Genomic DNA, 20524 nt, shown 5'->3' on the forward strand with positions numbered 1-20524 from the left:
GGCGTGACCACGAGCGCAGCAGGCGGGGAACAGCGCATCGCCCCGCGCGTGACGGGCACCGTCCGCATCGTCGGATCCGGTCTGCTGGGCGCGAGCATCGGTCACGCGCTCGCCGCGAAGGGCGTGGACGTGGCGCTCTCTGACGCCTCTCCCGCGCAGTTGCGCCTCGCGGTCGATTACGGCGCCGGACGGGCAGCACGCGACGACGACGCCCCGCGGCTGATCGTCGTGGCGGTTCCGCCGGACGTCACCGCAGACGTCATCCAGGCCGAGCTGGAGCGGTTCCCCGACGCCGTTGTCACCGACGTCGCGAGCGTCAAGCTCGCTCCGCTCCGCATCCTGCGCGAGCGCGGTGTGGACATCTCCCGCTATATCGGCTCGCACCCGCTGGCCGGGCGCGAGCGCGGCGGGGCGATCTCGGCACGCGCCGACCTGTTCGTGGGGCGCCCCTGGGTGATCTGCCGTGACGCCGAGACCTCGGCGGCCGACCTCGCCGTCGTCGAGGCGCTGGCCCTGGACGTCGAGGCGATGCCCCTGGAGATGGCCCCGGAAGAGCATGATCGCGCCGTCGCCATCACATCGCACGTGCCCCAGGTGATCGCGAGCGTGCTCGCCGGTCGCGTCGCCGACGCCGACGACGGCTCGCTGCGCCTGACCGGCCAGGGGCTGCGCGATACGACCCGCATCGCGGCATCCGCCCCCGAGCTGTGGGTGCAGATCCTCGGGGCCAACGCCGTTCCGGTCGTCGAGGTGCTGGATGCGCTTGCGGCGGATCTGGCCAGGGTGTCCGATGCCCTGCGCGATCCCGAGCAGGCGGGCGCGCGCCGTGCGATCGCCGAAGCCATCCGCGCCGGCAACGAGGGCGTGGAGCGGCTGCCCGGCAAACACGGGCAGAACCGCCGCTTCGAGCAGCTGATCGTGATGATCGACGACACCCCCGGCCAGCTGGGGCGCCTGTTCGGCGAGCTCGGCGAACTCGAGATCAACGTCGAGGACTTCCGCATGGAGCACTCTCCGGGAGCACAGTTCGGCCTCGCTGAGATCAGCGTCGCCCCCGCGGTGCTGCGTCACGCGATCGACGGCCTCGAGGCGCGCGGATGGCGGATTGCGAGCACCACCAATGACTGAGCAGCTCTCGTTCATCGTCGCGATCGACGGACCGGCCGGGTCCGGCAAGTCCAGCGTGTCGCGGGAGGCCGCGCGCCGTCGCGGTTTCGGTTACCTCGACACCGGCGCCGTCTACCGCGCGATCACGTGGGACGTGCTTCACCGCGGTGCCGACACGGACGACACCGACGCGGTGCGATCCGCGCTGGACGGCTTCGAGACGCGGGTCGAGATCGGCCTCGACCCCGATGACCGTACGATCCGCGCGGCGGGCGTCGACATCACCGCCGAGATCCGCGAGCCGCGGATCTCGGCTGCGGTGAGCGGGGTGGCGCGGGTGCCAGAGGTGCGCGTGCGGGTGAACCATCACTTCCGTGCGATCGTCTCGGCGTCCGGCCGCCCGGTCATCGTCGAGGGGCGTGACATCACGACCGTCGTCGCGCCCGATGCGCCGGTGCGTATCCTGTTGACCGCCGACCCTGCCGTGCGCGCCCAGCGCCGGGCGCAGGAGCTCGGCGGCGACACCGCGCAGGTCGCGGCCGCCATCCAGCGGCGCGACACCGCGGACAGCACTGTGGTGGACTTCCTCACCGCAGCGCCCGGAGTCACGGTGGTCGACTCGACCGCCCTCGACTTCGCCCAGACCGTCGACGCCGTTCTCGCGGTGATCGACCGAGACCGAGGAGCTGCTGATGACCGCTGACCACTCCGACGAATACGCTGACATCGACAGCGGCACCGACGACCTCGCCGAGAAGCTGGACGGCATCGACGAGGAGCTGTGGGAACAGCGCGCTGCGACCCTGCGCGCGACCCTCGACGACTACGAGCTCGACGAGGAGGACGCCTCGCTCCTGGCGGGCCTCGCCGGCGGCCAGGACGGCATCGAGTATCTCCCCGCCCTCCCGGTCGTGGCGATCGTGGGCCGCCCGAACGTGGGCAAGTCCGCGCTCGTGAACCGGATCCTGGGGCGCCGGGAGGCGGTGGTCGAGGACACACCCGGCGTGACCCGTGACCGGGTCACCTACAAGGCCGAATGGATGGACCGCCGCTTCACGCTCGTCGACACCGGCGGATGGGAACCGGACGCGAAGGGCATCGACCGCTCGGTCGCCGCCCAGGCGGAGGTCGCGATCGACCTGTCCGACGTCGTGCTCTTCGTCGTCGACGCGAAGGTGGGTGCGACGTCGACCGATGAGCACGTCGTGCGTCTGCTCCGCAAGAGCGGCAAGCCGGTGTTCCTGGTCGCCAACAAGATCGACGACGTCCGCCAGGAGCCCGAGGCGGCAGCGCTGTGGAACCTCGGCCTGGGCGAGCCGCACCCGGTCTCCGCGATCCACGGGCGCGGCGTCGCCGACCTGCTCGACGAGATCATGAAGGTGCTTCCGGAGGTCTCGGCGGTCGCCTCGCACGAGATCGGCGGCCCGCGCCGCGTGGCGATCCTCGGCCGCCCCAACGTGGGCAAGTCGTCGCTGCTGAACAAGGCAGCGGGGGAGGAGCGGGTGGTCGTCAACGAGCTCGCCGGAACCACGCGCGACCCCGTCGACGAGATCGTCGAACTCGGCGGCAAGATGTGGCGTCTGATCGACACCGCCGGCATCCGTCGCCGGGTGCACCTGCAGCAGGGCGCCGACTTCTACGCATCGCTGCGGACCTCGGCCGCGCTGGAGAAGGCGGAGGTCGCCGTGGTGGTGCTCGATGTGTCGCAGCCGCTGAGCGAGCAGGACGTGCGCATCATCGACCTCGTGCTGGAGTCCGGCCGCGCTCTGGTGCTCGCCTTCAACAAGTGGGACCGTCTCTTCGACGACGACATGGAGAACCAGGATCGTCGCCGCTACCTGGAACGTGAGATCGAGCAGGATCTCGCGCATGTCGCGTGGGCGCCGCGCGTGAACATCTCGGCCAAGACCGGGCGTCACCTCGACAAGCTGGTGCCCGCGCTGGAGACCGCGCTGGAGAACTGGGACCGTCGGATTCCCACGGGCAAGTTCAACGCCTTCCTCACCGAGCTCGTCGCCGCCCACCCGCACCCGGTGCGCGGCGGAAAGCAGCCGCGCATCCTGTTCGGCACGCAGGCGGCGACGCGACCGCCCACATTCGTCCTGTTCACCACCGGCTTCCTCGACCCCGGCTACCGGCGCTTCATCCAGCGCCGTCTGCGCGAGCTGTACGACTTCGAGGGCACCCCGATCGTGATCAACATGCGCGTGCGGGAACGCCGCAGCCGCTGACGCTGCGACCGCAGACACCGCGTGATGCCGTCGGGCCGGGCACTCGTGCCCAGCCCGACGGCATCACGCGGTGTGACGTGCGCACTGCCGGTGGGGCCGATGGGTGTGACAGGCTGATGGGGTGACGATCGTTCCTCCCGCACCCGATGAACCGCGACGCCCCGAAGGGCCCCGTAACCCCGGCGACGCCTGGGTGGTCGCAGACTCCGGCGAACGCTACTGGGGCCGGTTCGGCGCCGCCGGGCTCCTGGCGCTCGATCCGGAGCGCGGCGTGCTCCTGCAGCACCGGGTGGGATGGAGCCACCACGGCGGCACCTGGGGCATCCCGGGGGGCGCGCTGCACGAGCACGAGACGGCGGTCGACGGCGCGCTGCGGGAGGCGCACGAGGAGGCTGCCGTTCCCCTCGATGCGGTCGCGCCGCGGGTGACGAGCGTGATCGACCTGGACATCTGGCAGTACAGCACCGTCATCGCCGATGTCACGGTGCCTTTCGAGCCCGCGATCACCGATGCCGAGAGCGTCGCCCTGGAATGGGTGCCGGTCGACCTGGTGGATCAGCGCCCGCTCCATCCCGGCTTCGCCGAGGCCTGGCCGATGCTCCGCGGCCTGCTTCCGGAGCACCCGGCCCTGGTGGTCGACGCGGCGAACGTGGTGGGTGCGGTGCCGGACGGCTGGTGGAAGGACCGTGCCGGCGCGAACGCACGCTTGGGCGCGAAGATCGAGGCGCTGAGCGAACGCGGCCTCCCCGCTGCGGCGCTCGGCCTCGGCGGCACGACGTGGTATCCACCGATCTCACTGGTGGTGGAGGGGGCCGCGCGCGCGATCGCTGACATCGCCGGGATCACCCTGGTGCGCGCGCCGGCGGCGGGCGACGATGCGATCGTCGTCGAGGCCGAGCGCCTTCTGGCCACCGGCGCGGATGTCGTCGCGGTGACGAGCGATCGCGGACTACGCGCGCGGCTCGAAGCCGCCGGGGCCGTGGTGAAGCCGGGGCGCTGGCTGCTCGACCTGCTGTGACACACGCGGTCTCCGCGCGACCCGCGGGAGGCACCCGCCGGGCGTGACAGCCCAGCCCGATCAGGCTCCGGGTGCGAGGTCAGTGGTCTTCGCGGCCGCGGAGCCGCTCGATCTCGCGGCGCTCGCGTTTGGTGGGGCGTCCGGCTCCGCGGTCGCGGACCGCGACCAGGGCGACCGGCTCGCGGGGCGGCGTCCGATCCTCCAGCGCGGCAGCGGCGAGCGGAGCGCCCACGCGCTTGAGCAGGAGCTGGCGCACCACGAGGATGCGGTCGAAACCGTCGATCCGCACGCGCAGCTCGTCTCCGGCGCGCACCGTCTGGGCGGCCTTCGCCCGCTCCCCGTTCACGCGCACATGGCCGGCGCGGCAGGCCGCCGTCGCCGCCGAGCGGGTCTTGTAGATGCGCACAGCCCACAACCACACGTCGACGCGCGCCGACACCGGGCCCGGACGGGGTGGAGCGGGGGGAACGGCCTGGCTCGGCATCCGTCCATCGTAGGCTCACAGGAGAGCTGTTGCACCGACGATGCTGCCCAGGAGGCCCGTATGAGCGTTCTCGACCTGTTCCGTCTCGACGAGAGGGTCGCCATCGTGACCGGAGCCGGCTCCGGTCTCGGTGCCGGCTTCGCGGTCGCCCTCGCCGAGGCGGGGGCGGACGTGGTGATCGGAGGGCGGCGCGTCGATCGTCTGGAGGAGACCGCGGGGGCCGTGCGCGCCACCGGCCGACGCTGCCACACCGTGCGCACCGACGTGGCGCTGCCGGAGGACTGCGATCGTCTTGTCGCTGCCGCGATGGACATCTTCGGACGGGTCGACGTGCTCGTCAACAACGCCGGCATCGGCACCGCCGTCCCGGCGACCAAGGAGACGCCCGATGAGTTCCGCAGTGTGATCGATGTCAACCTGATGGGGACCTATTGGATGGCGCAGGCCGCGGCCAGAGTGATGGCACCCGGTGCGTCGATCGTGAACCTCGCCAGTGTGCTCGCCTATATCGCCTCGGCCGCCCCGCAGGCCGCGTACGCCGCGAGCAAGGCAGCGGTGGTGGGGCTGACCCGCGATCTGTCGGCGCAGTGGGCGGGACGCAAGGGCATCCGCGTGAATGCGCTGGCACCCGGATACGTCGCCACCGAGATGACGGACGAGATCCCCGCTGCGATGATCGATCGGTATCTGGGGGAGCGCAGCCCTCTCGCACGGATGGGCACGATCGACGAGCTCAACGGTGCCATGCTCTTCCTCGCCAGTCCGGCGTCCGGGTATGTGACCGGCAGCGTCATCCACGTCGACGGCGGGATGTCGGGCCGCTGACGGCTGCAGCGCGCCGCTCCCGCGCTCCCGTCACGGCTCGGCGACGAAGCCGTGACGGTGGGCGAGGATCACCGCCTGTACACGGTCGCGCGCGCCGAGCTTGGCGAGCACCCGCCCGACGTGGGTCTTCACGGTGGATTCGCTGACGAACAGCTCCGCCGCGATCTCGGTGTTGGTGAGCCCGCGGCCGATCGCTACGAAGACCTCCCGCTCTCTTTCGGTGAGCTCGGCGCCGATCGCCGGGTCTTCCGTGGCCGGGACGGGGAGGTCACGGTCGAGCATCTCGATCATGCGTCGCGTCACGCGTGGCGACAGCATCGCGTCGCCCTGATGCACGGCGTGAATTGCGGCGACCAGCTCATGGGGTTCCGCGTCCTTCAGCAGGAATCCGCTGGCACCGGCCGCGAGGGCGCCGAACGCGTACTCGTCGAGATCGAAGGTCGTCAGCACCAGGACGCGCGTGCGGGGGTGCCGGGCGACGATGCGGCGGGTCGCTTCGATGCCGTCGACCTCCGGCATCCGCACGTCCATCAGGACGACGTCCGGACGCACCGCGGCGACCTCGCGCTCTGCTGCGGCGCCGTCGGCGGCCTCACCGACCACCGCGAGGGTGGGCTCCGCCTCGAGCACCATGCGGAACCCGACGCGGATGAGCTGCTGGTCGTCGACGATCAGGACACGGATGGGAGTGGTCTCGTTCATGGGCTCTCCGAGGGTGCGTGCAGCGGAAGCTCGGCGCGGACCGCCCAGGTGCCAGGATGGCCGGGGCCCACCGCGAGGGAGCCGCCGACATGCGCGGCGCGTTCACGCAGTCCGGTGAGGCCATAGCCCCCCGCTCTGCGGGCCGCGACGACGCCGTCGTTGTCGACCCGGACCAGCACCCGGTCGTCTTCATATGCCACGCTGGCGCGGATGAAGCTCGGCTGCGCGTGCCGCATCGCGTTGGTCACGCTCTCCTGCACGATGCGCGCCACGGCCAGGTGGATGCCCGCGGACGCCTCGGCGGCCCCGGAGACGGTGAGGGAGGCGGGGAATCCCGCCGCTTGCGCCGCGGCGATCGACGCGTGCAGCGCGGTGTGCGACAGCGGCTCGAGAGGCGCCTCCGTCGCTGCGCCGTCCGCGCGGAGGACGCCCAGCATCCCGCGCATCTGCGTGAGGGCCTCCCGGGCCGTGTCGGCGATGGTCGTGGTGACCTCCCTGGCACGATCGTGGGAGGGTGTGCGGGTGGCGCCGTCTGCCAGCGCGACGATCACCGTGAGCGAGTGCGAGACGATGTCGTGCATCTCCCGCGCGATGCGCGCACGCTCTTCGGCGGCAGCGAGCTTGGCCCGCTGATCGCGTTCCACGAGCAGCTGCCGCGAGCGGTCGATGAGGGCGGCCACATAGCGTTTGCGCTCACCGACGTTCGTGCCGATGAGGGCGCCGATGAGCATCGCCAGGATGAGCGAGCCAGCGACAGCGACCTCGATGGCGAGCGTGGACCCGGCGAGCAGCCGGATCGCGCCGCCGGCGAGGGCGGCCGCAGAGGCGAGGGAAGCGGCCGTGGCCGCGGCGCGCGCCGAACGGTAGACGGCGAGCGAATAGGTCGCCACGATGAGGCCGAGCGTGCTGATGCCGATCACCGACCGAGCCAGGAGGATCGCGGGTATCACCCAGGCGAGGAAGACGGTGAGCGGAGCGCGGCGCCGCCAGAGCAGCGCGACCGAGCAGGCCATGCCGCAGAGCGACGCGAGGACGGCGGGCCACATGATCTGCCCGGGATGGCCGACGTATACCCCCGGGTCGGTGCGGGCGACGGGAACGTACCCGGGGATCGAGATCAGCAGCACGACCCCTGCCACGGTGATGTCAGTGAACCGGGGGTGGCGCGCGAGGAAGCGCCGGAACCAGCCGGGCGGGGCGGGCAGGCGCAGTTCGTCGTCGGTCTCCGCGGAGACCGACGACGAACGGTGCGATGCCATGTCGGCGACTTTACGCGTCCCGCAGCTTCAGCACGGCGCCGCCGACGACCAGCGAGGCGACCGCCCAGCCGATCAGCGCCAGCACCGCCGGGATGGTCTCGATGCCCATACCCGGGAACATCAGCGACTGCCCGGCCGTGGTGGGCAGGTACTGCGCGGCGTCGTGCACCCACTTCCAGCCGTCGGTGGCGGGGAAGAAGCTCGGCACGATCGGCAGGATGAACACGACCACGACGCTCAGCACGATCGCCCCGGCCCCGCTGCGCAGCGCATATCCCAGCCCGAGGCCGACCACAGCGATGGCCGCCATGGTGAACGAGCCCCACAGCAGCGGCACGAGCCACGCGTCGACGGCGGTGAGGTCGGGATAGGAGCCCAGCCGGGCGAGGATCGGCGAGACCAGCAGTGCCGCGACGATGAAGATCAGCAGCGTGGAGACGAAGACGAACGCGGCGACCACGAGCGCCTTGGCCAGCAGGCTCCGGATGCGGTCGGGCGCGGCGGTCAGCGTCGAGCGGATCATGCCGGTGGAGTATTCACCGGTGACCTGGATGCTGCCGAGGATCGTGGCGAGCAGCATCGTGAAGCTCGTCGAGATGAGGACCGCCTGGGCCACCATCTCGGCCGTCTCCCGGCCGGTGGCGGTGGCCGGACCATCGGTGAAACTGGTCATCGCGAACGACAGGATCAGCGACATGCCGATCGACGCCGCGGCGATGATCCCGATCGACCACCAGGGCGAGCGCAGAGTGAGGAGCTTGATGCTCTCGCTGCGGACCAGGCGCGGGAACGTCAGGCGGTAGGGCGTGGTGACGGCTGCGGCGGTCATGCGAGTTCCTTCGTCTTGTACTCGACCTGGCCCTCGGTGAGAGCGAGATAGGCGTCTTCGAGCGAACCGGTGCGCGGGCTCAGCTCATGGAGCACGATGCCACGGGCGGCGGCCGCGTCGCCGATGGCGGCGGCGGTGACGCCGGTGGCTTCGAGCAGATCGGGGGCGGTCGCGGTGATCGTGCCGCCGATCGCGGTGATGGCCTCGGCGGCCTCGGCCAGCCGGGGCGAGCGGACGAGGATGCGGCTCTCCGTCCAGGCCGAGACAAGTTCGTCGACCGATGCGTCGGCGAGCACGTGTCCGCGGCCGAGCACGATGATGTGATCGGCGGTCATCGCCATCTCGCTCATGAGGTGGCTGGAGAGCAGCACGGTGCGTCCTTCGCTCGCCGCGTGCCGCACGAAACGCCGTACCCACAGCACGCCCTCGGGGTCGAGACCGTTGACCGGCTCATCGAGGATGAGCGTGTGCGGGTCGCCGAGCAGCGCTGCGGCGATGCCGAGGCGCTGGCCCATGCCGAGCGAGAACCCTCCGGCGCGCTTGGCAGCGACCGAGGTGAGCCCGGTGACCTCGATCACCTCATCGACGCGGCTCCGCGGGATGCCGTGGGTCGCGGCGATCGCGCGGAGGTGGTTGCGGGCCGAGCGACCGGTGTGCACGGCTTTCGCGTCGAGGAGCACGCCGACCTCGGCGAGAGGGGCGCGCATCGTGCGGTAATCGGACCCGTTGACGGTGACCTGCCCGGAGCTCGGGCGGTCGAGGCCAACGATCATGCGCATCGTGGTGGACTTCCCGGCGCCGTTGGGGCCGAGGAAGCCGGTGACCTTGCCCGGCTGCACCGAGAAGCTCACCCCGCCCACGGCCTGCTTGGCGCCGAAACTCTTGCTGAGGTTCTCTGCGACGATCATGCTTCCAGGCTAAGGAGCGGTGTGCGGTGCCGCGTCGGCCGGAAGGGTGATTCGTGTCATACCGTGGTACCGCTCTGGGCGCGCCCGCGACACCGACGGGACCCGGCTCGGCTGCGGGTCAGCCGGCGCGGAGATCGCGCGCGACGATGGCGAGATGGGGTCGGGGCCGTGCCGTCTCGTGGAAACCGGCCGCGAGGAACGTCGACACGACGCCGTGGTAGCGCTCGTTCGCGGTGATCTTCTTCACGGTGGGGTCGAGCGGATAGGCCTCGATGACATGAGCGCCGTTGTCCACGGCGAAGGGGATCGACGCGCCGATGAGCGCCCGGTTGAGGCCCTGGCCGCGGTGCTCCCGCCGCGTGACGAAGCAGCTCAGCGCCCAGATCCCGGGATCGCTGAAGGGCGCCAGGGCGGCAGCGTAGTTGCGGGTGCGGGCGAGGCGCGGCTGAGCGGGGCGCGGCCCGATGCGAGCGAAGGCGGCGGGGACGCCGTCGACGTAGGCGATGAGGCCGGGAGCCGGGCCGGCATCGACCTCGTCGCGCAGCATGCGTTCGCGGTCTGCGGCCGTGGTGCTGGCCCACTCGCGCTGGGGGAGAACCCACCACATGCACTGACAGCTCTTGCCGTCGCCGCCGCCGGAGAGCGCGTGCTGGAGCTCGTCGAAGCGGTCTGCGGTCGCGGGGCGGACGTCGATCTCACTCATGAGGTGACGATAGCGGGGGAGTCCGACACCGGGCACGCTGGTGCACAGCAGGCGGGCGGGGAGGATGGCGCGGCGTCCGGCGAGCGGGGTGCGGCGAGCGGCGTCCGGGGTACGGCGTTGGGCGTTCATGCGCACCGAAGACGCGAGGAGCGGCACGAGCCACCGCGATGCCTGGTCGTGTGCGGCGCACCTGCGGCCGGCGGGGCCGCGCGGACCGGATGCGCGGCTGCCGCGCAGTGGTGGAAAGGGGCACGGTTCCGGGCTACGGTATGGCCAGTGCGTCCGGCGCGGGCCCGGCCGCGCGGCGAAGGCGGTGGGATACGTGCATCGGGAAGCGGCGCGAGAACGGGTCCGGCGGGCGGCGCTCGCCGGAGGCGGGATCGTGGTGGTCGCCACGATCATCTGGCTCGATGTCGCGACCGGCGTGTGGAACGATCTGGTGGTGCTCTCCGGTCTCGCCGCCGGTCTCGTCACGTTCCTGCTGACGGTGCTCGTCCTGGATCGCATCATCGCCCGTTCGACGGCGCGGCGCTGGGCTCCGGTCAACAGGCTCGCCCTGACGGAGTTCCTGCACGCGATCGCCGATGAGGAGAGCAGTGAGATATCCCGGGGCGTCGTCGTGCCGAGAGCGCTGGCGCCCGTGGCGGACGATGCCGACGGCGCAGAGCTCGTGGCCGCGCTGCACGAGCTCCGGGTGCAGGTGATGGGGGAGCGCGACCGGCTCGCCGACGTGCTCAGCCGCTGGGCGCCGTTCCTTGCGTCCAGTGGCGTGAACGAGGAGATCCTGCTCCATATCGCCGACATTGCCCTGCAGTTCGACCGCGTGCGCGACGCGACGCTCGACGTCGAACAGGCTCCCACAGCAGATACGCGGGCCGACCTGGCCGCCGAGATCGACCGGTGCAACCAGGCGATCATCGCCCTCGAGGCCGAGCTGCAGGACCGCCTCGCAACCGACGCCCTCCGCGCCGCATAGCACCACGGCACGCGCGGGCGCCCCGCCGTTTCGCCGACCGGCCCCGGGTGGGCTACGATAGGGGAGTTGTCCGAGCGCACGCGCCCGGGTAACGGGCTGTGGCGCAGCTTGGTAGCGCACTTGACTGGGGGTTAACGGCAACAGCCTCCAAATCGAAGACTTATAACTGAATAACGGGATGTGGCGCAGCTTGGTAGCGCACCTGACTGGGGGTCAGGGGGTCGCAGGTTCAAATCCTGTCATCCCGACGGAAAAGCCCTGATGAGAAGCCATTTCTCGTCAGGGCTTCCTTCGTTTCTGGTGACCTTCGCCGGGCTCCGGGATGGGTCCAAGGCCGGGTCTTGAAGCCGCTCGTGATTGCTGCTCGTTCCGGCCCGTCTAGCAAGCTAGTGGGCCAAAAAGTGGAAATCTAGTGGGCCAAAATCCGGGCAGCATGATGCTCCCGGCCCTTCCCTGGCCAGGATGTCGGCGCAGGAGTATCTAGAGCTGTCGCCCGTGGGTTTTCCCGGTGGTCTCCTTCCTCTTCGATGGGGTGGCGAAGAACTGGTTGGCGAGCGTCGCTGCTTCGCTGAGGTGCCGGTGGTCGGGGTGCAGGTAGCCCTTGGTCGTGTCGATGGAGGCATGGCCGAGGATGCGCTGGAGCACATGAAGCGGCACGCCGGCATCCGCGAGCCAGGTGGCTCCGGTGTGCCGGAGGCCGTGGCGGGTGAGGTTCGGCAGGCCGAGGTTCGTCACGAGCTCATCCCACTTCGTTGCGTCGCGCACGGTGGCAGTGGTGAGCACCCCACCCCGAGGGCCGCGGAGCAGAGGATCATCCGGTTCCTTGCCCGCTGAGAGGCGGATGAGGATGGGTTCGAGCGGGTCGAGTATCGGCACGTAGCGTTCCTTGCGGCCCTTGGTCTGCTTCGTGACGAGGCCACCTTTGCCGGGGTATATCTGCCGCTCGATCTTCACGATGCGATTCACCCAGTCGATGTCGCCGATTTCGAGGCCGGCGACTTCGGAACCGCGAGCGCAGAGCATGGCGCAGAGCATGACGTGATCCGAGTAGCTCTGATGCACCTGAGCGCACGCATCGGCGATCTTGTTCAGCGTCTCCATGTCCGGGACGGCGAGGGCTCGCAGCGAACCGGGCCTCAGTGCGGACTGCTGGCTGAGCGTGCGGCGGGCACGGTTCTTCGCCGGATTCGAGGGGATCACCTCGTCGCGCACCGCCACGTCGAGTACGCGCACGAGAGCCGCGATCGAGGTCTTGATCGTTGACGGCCCGAACTCGGTCTCCCATTGGTCGATGGTGCGGTCGATGAGGCCGGTGGAGATGCGGCTGACTTGCAGATGCCCGAGCGCGGGAACCACTCGCAGCCGGAGGCTGATCTCGTAGCCGGAGGCTGTTGATGTAGGGTCGAGGCCGCGTTGCCAGCGCTCGCCGATGGAATCCACATAGTCGGCGAACGTGATGAGGATGTTCGCGCCGGTCTCGGTCGCCTGCTGCAGCTTCTCGAAGAACGCTTCCGCCTCTTCCGGGGTGTCGACGAACTCGGATCGGCTCGGCCGTTTCTTGGTCTGCGGGTCGGTCCAGCGCACGCGCGCGAGGTATCCGCTGCCGCGGCTCTCGATGCTCGTGGAGAGCTTCACCCCGATCGGGGGCATCTTGTGGTTGCGCGGGTCAGCCATGCGTGCCCTCGCGTTCCAGCACCCAGGCTCGCACGGTGGGCGGGTTGTAGCGGGCGATGCCGCCGACCTGCACGAACGGCGGCCCCTCGTGTTCCCGTCGCCAGCGAGAGAGCGTGGCCTGCGAGACGTTCAGGAACTCCGCTGCCTCTTGCGAGTTCCAGAGAGGTTCGACAGCGTCAATCGTGGCGGGCATGGTCGCTCGCCCGTCGCGCTCGGCCGAACGCATCCTCGATGTCCTGACGTGCCTGCACGTCGGCGGCGACGAACGCGACGAAATCCTCGGTCCGGTTCGGGATCGTCTCGTCCTCGAGCGGCGGTTGCGGTTCCTCGCCGGGCCAGGTCGTCTGCCGTGTCGGACGGTCGCGATCGAGCCGGGTGCCGGAGGTGACGGCCCATTCGCGGAGCCGGTCGCGTGCCGCCGCGAAGTCCGTGTGCCAGGCAATCGGCCCAGAGGCCGACTGCTCGGGATCGTAGCTCGCGCACCAGTGCAGGTGCAGCGCCGAGAGTTCGAGGACGAGTTCGGGATGCCGGTGCCAGAACGGCGGCACGACAGAGGCGGGCAGCCCGTAGGTCTTCCGCAGCCAGTCCACCCATTGGTTCAGTGCCAGCCATTCTGCCTCGGCGTCTCCGGCGGTCAGGAGATTCCAGTTGATCGGACGCGGCGGCTCGGGAAGCGCCATTCCGGCCATGAGCTCGTCGTACAGGTCGATGTCCTCGATCTCGACTTCGGCCTCGGGGTTCGGTTGTGTCGGCTCGTCGGTCATCGTGTTCACCTCCCCAGCCCGGTCGCACGTCGAGGCTCGGGCGATCGGAACTCCACCGCCGTAACCTCTGCCGCCGTGGGCGTCTTTTTTGGTGCGAGCTGGTGCGGGGTGCGCTCGACGGCGTATCGGGCACGGGAGGTATCGAAGAGGAGCCGGGAGGCGCGGAACTGAGGGCGCTCGATTCGCTGCCCGTCCTGCTCGTACTGCCGCTTCGCGAACTCACCGATCGCCACGACATCATCGCCCTTGACGAAATCTGCGAAGGCCTTCTCGGCCTTGTCGCCGATCATGATCAGGTCGATGTATGCGGAGCCGATGAGGGTGAAGGTGCCGTCTTCCTCGTGGCGACGGAACTTCTGCCCGATCTGCGCGACCAGTAGGAAGACCTCTCCCGGCTTCGACTTCTGCTCCGGCGCTCGGGAGAGAAACCCTCGGATCGACGGCTCTGAACGGATCTCCATCGTCACGACCTCCTCGCTCATTGCGGCACCCGGTGTGCCGCCTCTACTCGGCAGGTGCTCCCGCCGGGCCTGGGGTCTGACGGTGGTGGAGCTGGGCTTCGACCTCTGCCCGATCCTGCGTGAGTTGCTTCGCGTCGGCGCGTTCGGTCCAGCGGCGGAGGCGCGCGACGATCGGTGGTGCGGAGCGCAGCAGTACGAGGCCGGTGCCGAACGGGAAGCGGCGGATCACGTCGGGCGGCATGACGGGCACTCGGCGGATTGAGCGTTGCGCGGATCGTGAGCCGTGGTCGCCGACGGTGGTGGAGTCGGTGATCTCGTCGCGTTCCCCGATCAGGGTGCTCAGGTCTTGGAGGTCTTTCGAGTTCGAGGCTCCGCCGAGGATGATCTTCACGATCGCGGCATCCCAGATCGCCGACGCCGCGTTCTCCGACCATTTCTCCCGTGCCTGCGCGAGTGATTGGAGAACGGGCATGGTCGTGATCCCTGACCCGCCGCCCTCAGCCATGAGGGTCGGCAGGGAGGGCAGCGGCGACAGGTTCGCGACCTCGTCGAGCGCGAGCAACAGGGGCGGGTCGAGCCGTGCGCCCGGGCTGCGTGCGGCGAGGCGGCGGGCGGCCTCGACCACGTCCTCGATGAGTGCCGCGACCAGCGGTGCGGAGTTGTTTGCCCCGGCGGCGGTCGCGAGCAGGTAGAGGGTGCCCTTCTGTTCGAGGAACGTCTCGGGGTCGAACACCTCGTCGGGGCCTGGGCTTACGGCGTCGAGCACGCGCGGGTCGGCGAGCGCGGAGAGGGCGAGGGAGACGCCCTGCCAGATCGAGTCCATCGTGCGGGGATCGGATTCGAGCATCGCCTGCAGCGCTTCCGCCCAGCCGCCGGCCGCGCGCGGGTGGGCGGCGAGGATCGACACGGCATCCCCGGCCGCAGCAGGGTCGAGCGTCCACCGGAACAGATCAGCAGGCTGCCTCCCATCGAGGGCCGCGGCATGGAGGAGGCATTGCAGCGCGACCCTCGTCTTCGCCTCCCAGAAGTCGCCGCCCTCGACCCCGCCCTTCCCCAGCCCCGTCGCAGAGGCAAGACCAGAGGCACGGATCATCGCAGTCAGCGGGTCGCTACAGCCGCGCACGGGCGACCAGCGCAACCCGGCGGGAATGCCGTCTGCAAGGTGCTGCGGGTCGAACACCGCGACCGGCCCTACCCGCTGCCTGGCCCTGATCGTGGCGGTCACGTTGTCGGGGCGCGTGCTCGTCGTGATGACCGCGCCGGGCGCAGAGAGGATCGAGTTGATCACGATATGCACGCCCTTCCCGGAGCGGGGCGGCCCGATGAGCAGCATCGAGTCCTCGACCGACGCCCACACTTCCACCCCGCGCGAGCTGCCGATCCGGTAGCCCACCTCCACAAGCTCGGGATGATCGAGTGAAGGGCGGAGGTTCCCGGCCCTTGCGAGGAGCGCCTTCGTGGAGCCTGCCCGTGCGACCTCGCGGCGGGTCGCGATACCGACGATCCGGTACGGGTCGAGCGCCTGCTGTCGGGAGTGATGCCGGATCGCCGACCACACCCACCAGCCCCCGACACCACTGCCTGTGATGAGGAGCCCCGCGACGATCCAGTAGACGACGACGTTGAGGCCTGGCGCGCCGAGCGCGGCGGCGGGGTTGCCAGGGTGCAGGAGCACGGCTGCCCCGGCTCCGAGGCCGGCTTCGGGTTGCGGGGCGCCGGTGAGGAAGGCGGCGATGCTGCCCGCGACCCGGAGCAGCACCGCGGCGACGCCGAGGGCGGCGAGGGCGACGAGCGCGGCGTTGGTGAGTTCGTCGCCCATCGACCCGGTCGGGCGGAGCTGCCCGCTCACTCGGGCCGCCCGAGCACGAGGGTGCCGGAGATGCGGCCCACGAGGATCGCCTCGCCCGTCGGGCACGCCGCAAGATACCGGGAGTCGATCAGGGCACGGGCGATCCCGTTCGGTGCGGTCTCAGTGTGGGAGATGATGACCGCGACCGCGACATCCTCACCGGGTACGAAGCCGCTGCCCGCGAGCTGCGCAAACCGAGGCACCGCCTCTACAGGCGCGGCCGCCGGTGCGGCAGGCTGTGGTGCCGCCGCCGCGGGGGCTGCGGCGGGCTCGGGGATCACAGGTCTGGGTCTGGGTGGGGTGCGGTAGTCGGTGATGACTCGTCCGTCGATCTCGATGACATCGACGCGGAGCGTCTGGCCGGTGTGCTGGCTGATGGCGTCCACGATGTGCGGGTAGGCGGAGCGCCGCCACGGCGGCGAGAACTCCGGCGGCAGATACGGCGCCCCGTCCACGGTCACCGACAGGGTGCCGTCCTCGGCGACAATGATTCTTACCATCACCACGGCGGTCGGGTCGGTCTTCGAGCGGGCACGCTTCGACATCGGCAAAGTTCTCCTATCGAGTGGATGAAGGAACAGCCGCCCGAGGGCGTAGGCGGCCGAGGGGTGGGTCAGAGTGCGAGGCGGCGTGCGGCGCGGCTGTGATCGGGCGCGGCGCGGCGGGCGACCTGCTGGTAGGCAGGGCCGAGCGGGAACGGCGACGGGTCCATGAGCTCGGCGACCTCGCCGGCGCGGGTAACGGTCTCGGCGATGCCTTCCCGCATGAGCCGGTGACAGCCCGCCGACGAGGCCGAGGTGACCGGGCCGGGAACCGCGCCGACGGCCCGGCCGAGCTCGAACGCGCGCGCCGCGACCAGCAGCGACCCCGAGCGCGCCGAAGCCTCGGTGATGATCGTCGCCCCGCTGAGCGCGGCGAGGAGCCGCGCCCGGCCGACGAACCGTTCCCGCGACGGCCCCTGGCCGGGCGGGGTCTCGCTGATCTGGATGCCGGCCTGCACCACGATCCGCTCGAACAGCTCAGCATTGTGCGGAGGGTAGGGGCGGTCGAGCCCGCTGGCAGACACGACCATCGTGGAGGCAGGACCCGTCGTGAGCGCGGCGCGGTGCGCGGCGGCGTCGACGCCGTAGGCGCCACCGGAGACGATGATGCGCGGGAGCGCGGCCAGGTCTTCCGCGAGTTCCTGGGTGACGTGCACGCCATAGGCGGTCGCGGCTCTGGCTCCGGTGATCGTCACCCGCGACGAGACGGAGGCGGTGAGCAGTTCCGGGTTCCCATGCGCCCACAACAGGAGCGGTGCCCGATCTCCGAGATCGTTCAGCGCGACCGGCCACCCCGCCCCACCGGGAGTGAGCACCCGGAACCCGTGCCGGTCGGTGAGATCGGCGATCTGATCCCGGAGCGCATCGCGCTGCCGGGCGGCGGCATGCTGCCGCCACCGGATGCCTGGGACCGTCTCGACTTGATCCGGGATCGAGGCCCCTGGGTCGCGGATCAGGGCAAGCGTCTCGGTCAGGCCGATCGCGCGCACGAGCTGCCCCGTGACCGGATTGCCGGGCTCGGCGAGCGCCGTCAGCTCCATCCGAGTGAGCACGTCCTCCGAGAACTTCGCCATCATCGGCCCCTCCCTGGTCTGCGTGGTCGTCTACGGGAGTGAGGTGCGTCAGGGATGACATGAGAGACGGGCGGAGCCGGCAGACCTGGGGGTAGGGTCTGCGGGTTCCGCCCGTCCTGTGGGGGGTGCGTTACTGGTTCATGAGTTCTTCGATCGTCACCTCCTCGCCGTCTTCCCGCATGCGCTCACGGTGGAGCGCGAGCTTGCGGCCGAACCAGAGCGTCGCCCCGGCCGCGAGGAGCAGGACGGCCGCGATACCGCCGGCCCAGGCACCCCAGGCGGTGCCGCCGGTGAGTGCGAGCTCCGGCGGCAGCTCAGGCAGTTCCGGCTTGTCTGGCGTCGGCGTCTCCGGGGTGCCCGGCGGGCGCACGCTCACGACGGTCGTTTCGCCCGGCGCGCCGCAGCGGCCCTCGGCGAGCACCTTCCCATCCTTCCCGTACAAGGTCTCGACCCAGTACACGTGCCCGGCCTCATCGGTGCTCGTCGTGCCCGAGCGGTAGTGCCCGGCTTCGGTCACGGCGATCTCCTCCGAGGTGAAGAACGGCACCTCGCACACGGGGTCCGCGCCCGCGGGCTGCGGCCCGTAGGCGCGGAACACCAGGTACGCGCCCGCGGGGATTGCGGAGCCTTGCACGAGGGCGGTGTCCTCGAACGGGTCGCCGACGAACGCCGACGCCTGCGCCTGCGTGACCACCGACAGCGGCTGCTCGGGACCGGGCACGAAGAACCGCTCCCAGATGTCAGCCGGAGACGACGTGAACGGCTGCACCCGGTCGTCGCCCTCGAAACGGGTCACCACGACGTAGTAGCCGGGCTCCGTCGGCTGAATCCGATCCTCATCCGTGTAGCCAATGTCGTAGACCCCGTTCCTCGCCGGGGTCGTGATCCGGGTCAGCACCGGCGCATCGTCCAGCTCCATGTCCTCGGTCAGCTCCGCATCGGTCGCGAAGGGGCCGTAGACGGTGTGCGTTAGCTCCTTCGCGTCGGGCTGCCAGTAACCGTCGCCCTCGAACTCAGGATGGTTCTCGGGGAACCCGCTGACGGTGATCCGGTCGAACGCCCGCCCGCCCTTGTGGACGTTGTACTCGCGCACTTCCGAGGTGATGGCGAGGGGCCAGCGGACGCTGTGCGTCTCGACGTTGATGCCGTAGTCATCGCGCCAATCCGCCGCGATGAACGGGCGCACCCATTCCGGCTGGCTGCTCTTCCTGACCTCCCACACCCAGGTCACGAACCCCGCATCCGGGAGGGTCACCTTGGGTGAGGTATAAGTGCCCGGCCCGGTCGCCGTGACCGTGACGGTGCCGAGCGGCACCGCATCCGAAGGAATCTCCGTACCCTGCGCTGGGGGCAGGGTGCCGGCTACCTGGTAGGCAGTGCCCTCGAAGATCACCGGGATCGGCTCGCCGTTCTGTTTCAGCCAGGCCCCGTTCGTGGATGCGACGGTAATGGTGTCGGTCACCTCATCACCGGGCTTCACGAGCCGCCCGTTCGCCTGCGACACCGCCTCCGGCTGGAACGGTACCACCGAAGTCTCTGCGACCCGGCCGAACCTGTCGGTGAAGGAATCGGTGAGGTACTTCGCCCAATCGCCCTGCACGGTCTTGTCGATCGACCACACCCACGTGTAGAAGCCCGACTCGGGCGCGATGATCGTACCCGGCGAGACATAGTGGCCGGCATAGGTGAGGGTGAGTTCTTCGGTGCCGGCGAGCGGCGCACCCGAAGGGGGCGCGTTCGCTTCGGCCGGCTGCGCATCGAACGGGCCATAGAGGCGACCCTCCGCGACCACCGGCACCGGCTGGCCGCCGACCTTGATCCAGGAGTGCTTGATCACTGTCACGGTGAGGTCGTCCAGCATCGGATCGCCGGCCTGCACGAACTTCGAGGAGACCTGCGTTTCGATGATCGGCTGGAAGTCCAGCGGGATCACCGGGGACTGCGCGGTCGCGGTCAGTGGCTCGAAGGATGCGGCGGCGAGAATCCGCTGCTCGCCGGGCGTGTAGAACAGGTCGACGCCGGCACCGTAGCCGACCGCAGGGGCCGACATCTTCGCCTCGATCCGATACTCGGGCGCCCCCTCAGCGGGGGTGCCGACGATCTCGTGCGTGCCCGCCCCGAGTGTCGCCGTCGCGGAGCCGTTCGCGAAGGTGCCGCCAGTGAGCGTGACGGTGCCCGTCGCGGTGGCGGGGTTCGTGCTGATGGTGAGCTGCCCGTGGTACTGGTCGTCCATCTGAATCGACATCGACACCGACGGATTCGGCACCGCGTTCGCTGCCGCGGCATCGCGCATTGCGGCGAGGTTCGCGAGCACGGTGGCCTGCGCGTTCGCGGGCACGCGGGTGATGAAGTGCCCGTCGCCGCCCCGGCTCGTGTAGTTGCCGTGGTCGGCGACATCCCACACATAGAGCTGTACCGCCGAGGTGATGTTCGGGTCCTGCGATTCGCCCCACCGGCCCATGACGTAGTTCAGCCGGGCGAGTTGCGTGTCGCTGAGCTCATCGAGCGTGGTCTTGAGCTCGGGATGCTCGGTCGTGCCGTATGGAGGCAGCGCGTCCAGGTCCATGCAGTACGCCTGCCGGCCATGCGAGGCGAAGCTGCCGAGCCACAGGTCCTCGTTGCCGTACCCGACGCCGAGGGTTGCCGCTTGCGCGGGGGCCGGAGTGAAGAACAGGCCGCCGAAGAGCATCAGCAGCACGGTGAGGATCGCCGACAGTCGAGCGACGGCACGGCCCGGCGGCGGCGCGGTATCGGGTGGCACGAGAGCGGTATGCGACATAGTGAACTCCTGACTGGAACGAACAAGTGCCGCCGCTAGGGATGACGACGGCCAGTAGTCAGGTGCGCTCCCTCTGTCGCCGCGACCCACGCAGTGGACAGGAGGCAGGGCGGCAGCGAGAATGGGGAGGTCGTTGGCTCAAGGTGCTAGCGAGCCCTCCATGTGGCTCGGCACAGTGTGGCTGGCGGTGGCCCTCGCCCTGGCGTTCGTCCGCCTCCTGAGTGACATTCCCGGAAGGGATAAACGAAAGGAGAACCGAATGAAAGCAACACGGGCAAGCGTCTCCAACAGTCGGCTCGCAGCACCAAGGAGGTTCTGGCAGTATCTGCTCGAAACAATC

20 protein-coding genes and 1 tRNA gene are annotated in these 20524 nt (G+C 70.0%); 7 read left to right on the plus strand and 14 right to left on the minus strand.

The window, feature by feature from the left end; genetic code table 11:
- Positions 1-3 precede the first annotated feature (3 nt).
- The 4 genes from AC3RXY_RS13040 to AC3RXY_RS13055 all read left to right on the plus strand — a co-directional run bounded on the left by AC3RXY_RS13040 (position 4) and on the right by AC3RXY_RS13055 (position 4356).
- On the plus strand, positions 4-1128 hold the full coding sequence (locus tag AC3RXY_RS13040; RefSeq protein WP_491511366.1) for a prephenate dehydrogenase: 1125 nt from the start codon (positions 4-6) through the stop codon (positions 1126-1128).
- The gene (gene cmk / locus AC3RXY_RS13045) at positions 1121-1810 is read left to right on the plus strand and encodes a (d)CMP kinase (RefSeq protein WP_491511367.1); all 690 of its coding nucleotides are present in this window, start codon (positions 1121-1123) and stop codon (positions 1808-1810) included. The genes AC3RXY_RS13040 and cmk overlap by 8 nt, the downstream gene beginning before the upstream one ends.
- Positions 1800-3338, plus strand: coding sequence for a ribosome biogenesis GTPase Der (gene der, locus AC3RXY_RS13050; RefSeq protein ID WP_491511368.1), 1539 nt, complete (start codon positions 1800-1802; stop codon positions 3336-3338). The genes cmk and der overlap by 11 nt, the downstream gene beginning before the upstream one ends.
- A gap of 121 nt (positions 3339-3459) precedes the next feature.
- Positions 3460-4356, plus strand: a complete 897-nt coding sequence (locus tag AC3RXY_RS13055) for an NUDIX domain-containing protein (RefSeq protein WP_491511369.1) — start codon at positions 3460-3462, stop codon at positions 4354-4356.
- A 79-nt stretch (positions 4357-4435) separates the two neighbouring features.
- On the opposite strand, the gene AC3RXY_RS13060 is transcribed toward AC3RXY_RS13055, so the two are convergent.
- The gene (locus AC3RXY_RS13060) at positions 4436-4840 is read right to left on the minus strand and encodes an RNA-binding S4 domain-containing protein (protein WP_491511370.1); all 405 of its coding nucleotides are present in this window, start codon (positions 4838-4840) and stop codon (positions 4436-4438) included.
- 60 nt (positions 4841-4900) lie between these two features.
- On the opposite strand from AC3RXY_RS13060, the gene AC3RXY_RS13065 reads away from it, so the two are divergent.
- Positions 4901-5665, plus strand: a complete 765-nt coding sequence (locus tag AC3RXY_RS13065) for an SDR family NAD(P)-dependent oxidoreductase (protein WP_491511371.1) — start codon at positions 4901-4903, stop codon at positions 5663-5665.
- Positions 5666-5695: 30 nt separating this feature from the next.
- On the opposite strand, the gene AC3RXY_RS13070 is transcribed toward AC3RXY_RS13065, so the two are convergent.
- The 5 genes from AC3RXY_RS13070 to AC3RXY_RS13090 form a co-directional block, all read right to left on the minus strand.
- On the minus strand, positions 5696-6367 hold the full coding sequence (locus tag AC3RXY_RS13070) for a response regulator (protein WP_491511372.1): 672 nt from the start codon (positions 6365-6367) through the stop codon (positions 5696-5698).
- Positions 6364-7626, minus strand: a complete 1263-nt coding sequence (locus AC3RXY_RS13075; protein WP_491511373.1) for a sensor histidine kinase — start codon at positions 7624-7626, stop codon at positions 6364-6366. The genes AC3RXY_RS13070 and AC3RXY_RS13075 overlap by 4 nt, the downstream gene beginning before the upstream one ends.
- Positions 7627-7636: 10 nt before the next feature.
- Positions 7637-8455, minus strand: a complete 819-nt coding sequence (locus AC3RXY_RS13080; RefSeq protein WP_491511374.1) for an ABC transporter permease — start codon at positions 8453-8455, stop codon at positions 7637-7639.
- On the minus strand, positions 8452-9363 hold the full coding sequence (locus tag AC3RXY_RS13085; RefSeq protein WP_491511375.1) for an ABC transporter ATP-binding protein: 912 nt from the start codon (positions 9361-9363) through the stop codon (positions 8452-8454). Before AC3RXY_RS13085 ends, AC3RXY_RS13080 begins: the two co-directional genes overlap by 4 nt.
- Before the next feature lie 118 nt (positions 9364-9481).
- Positions 9482-10066 (minus strand): GNAT family N-acetyltransferase, encoded by a 585-nt coding sequence (locus AC3RXY_RS13090; RefSeq protein ID WP_498224753.1) that lies wholly within the window; start codon positions 10064-10066, stop codon positions 9482-9484.
- Between the two features lie 322 nt (positions 10067-10388).
- Between AC3RXY_RS13090 and AC3RXY_RS13095 the strand changes: the two genes are divergently transcribed.
- Complete coding sequence (locus tag AC3RXY_RS13095) at positions 10389-11042, plus strand: hypothetical protein (RefSeq protein WP_491511377.1); 654 nt, start codon at positions 10389-10391, stop codon at positions 11040-11042.
- A 174-nt stretch (positions 11043-11216) separates the two neighbouring features.
- Positions 11217-11290 (plus strand) — tRNA-Pro (locus AC3RXY_RS13100).
- 232 nt (positions 11291-11522) lie between these two features.
- On the opposite strand, the gene AC3RXY_RS13105 is transcribed toward AC3RXY_RS13100, so the two are convergent.
- The 8 genes from AC3RXY_RS13105 to AC3RXY_RS13140 form a co-directional block, all read right to left on the minus strand.
- The gene (locus AC3RXY_RS13105) at positions 11523-12716 is read right to left on the minus strand and encodes a tyrosine-type recombinase/integrase (RefSeq protein ID WP_491511378.1); all 1194 of its coding nucleotides are present in this window, start codon (positions 12714-12716) and stop codon (positions 11523-11525) included.
- The gene (locus tag AC3RXY_RS13110; protein ID WP_128386211.1) at positions 12709-12909 is read right to left on the minus strand and encodes a helix-turn-helix domain-containing protein; all 201 of its coding nucleotides are present in this window, start codon (positions 12907-12909) and stop codon (positions 12709-12711) included. Before AC3RXY_RS13110 ends, AC3RXY_RS13105 begins: the two co-directional genes overlap by 8 nt.
- On the minus strand, positions 12893-13480 hold the full coding sequence (locus AC3RXY_RS13115) for a hypothetical protein (RefSeq protein WP_491511379.1): 588 nt from the start codon (positions 13478-13480) through the stop codon (positions 12893-12895). The genes AC3RXY_RS13110 and AC3RXY_RS13115 overlap by 17 nt, the downstream gene beginning before the upstream one ends.
- A gap of 5 nt (positions 13481-13485) precedes the next feature.
- Positions 13486-13962 carry a single-stranded DNA-binding protein gene (locus AC3RXY_RS13120; RefSeq protein WP_491511380.1) on the minus strand — a complete coding sequence of 159 codons (477 nt, stop codon included), beginning with the start codon at positions 13960-13962 and terminating at the stop codon, positions 13486-13488.
- Positions 13963-13984: 22 nt separating this feature from the next.
- Complete coding sequence (locus AC3RXY_RS13125) at positions 13985-15760, minus strand: type IV secretory system conjugative DNA transfer family protein (RefSeq protein WP_491511431.1); 1776 nt, start codon at positions 15758-15760, stop codon at positions 13985-13987.
- A gap of 26 nt (positions 15761-15786) precedes the next feature.
- Complete coding sequence (locus AC3RXY_RS13130) at positions 15787-16335, minus strand: hypothetical protein (RefSeq protein WP_491511381.1); 549 nt, start codon at positions 16333-16335, stop codon at positions 15787-15789.
- Positions 16336-16403: 68 nt separating this feature from the next.
- Positions 16404-17408, minus strand: a complete 1005-nt coding sequence (locus AC3RXY_RS13135) for a DNA-processing protein DprA (RefSeq protein ID WP_498224755.1) — start codon at positions 17406-17408, stop codon at positions 16404-16406.
- 127 nt (positions 17409-17535) lie between these two features.
- Positions 17536-20184, minus strand: coding sequence for a hypothetical protein (locus tag AC3RXY_RS13140; protein WP_491511383.1), 2649 nt, complete (start codon positions 20182-20184; stop codon positions 17536-17538).
- Positions 20185-20524: the final 340 nt, after the last annotated feature.

Source organism: Microbacterium longlingense (genome assembly GCF_058349825.2).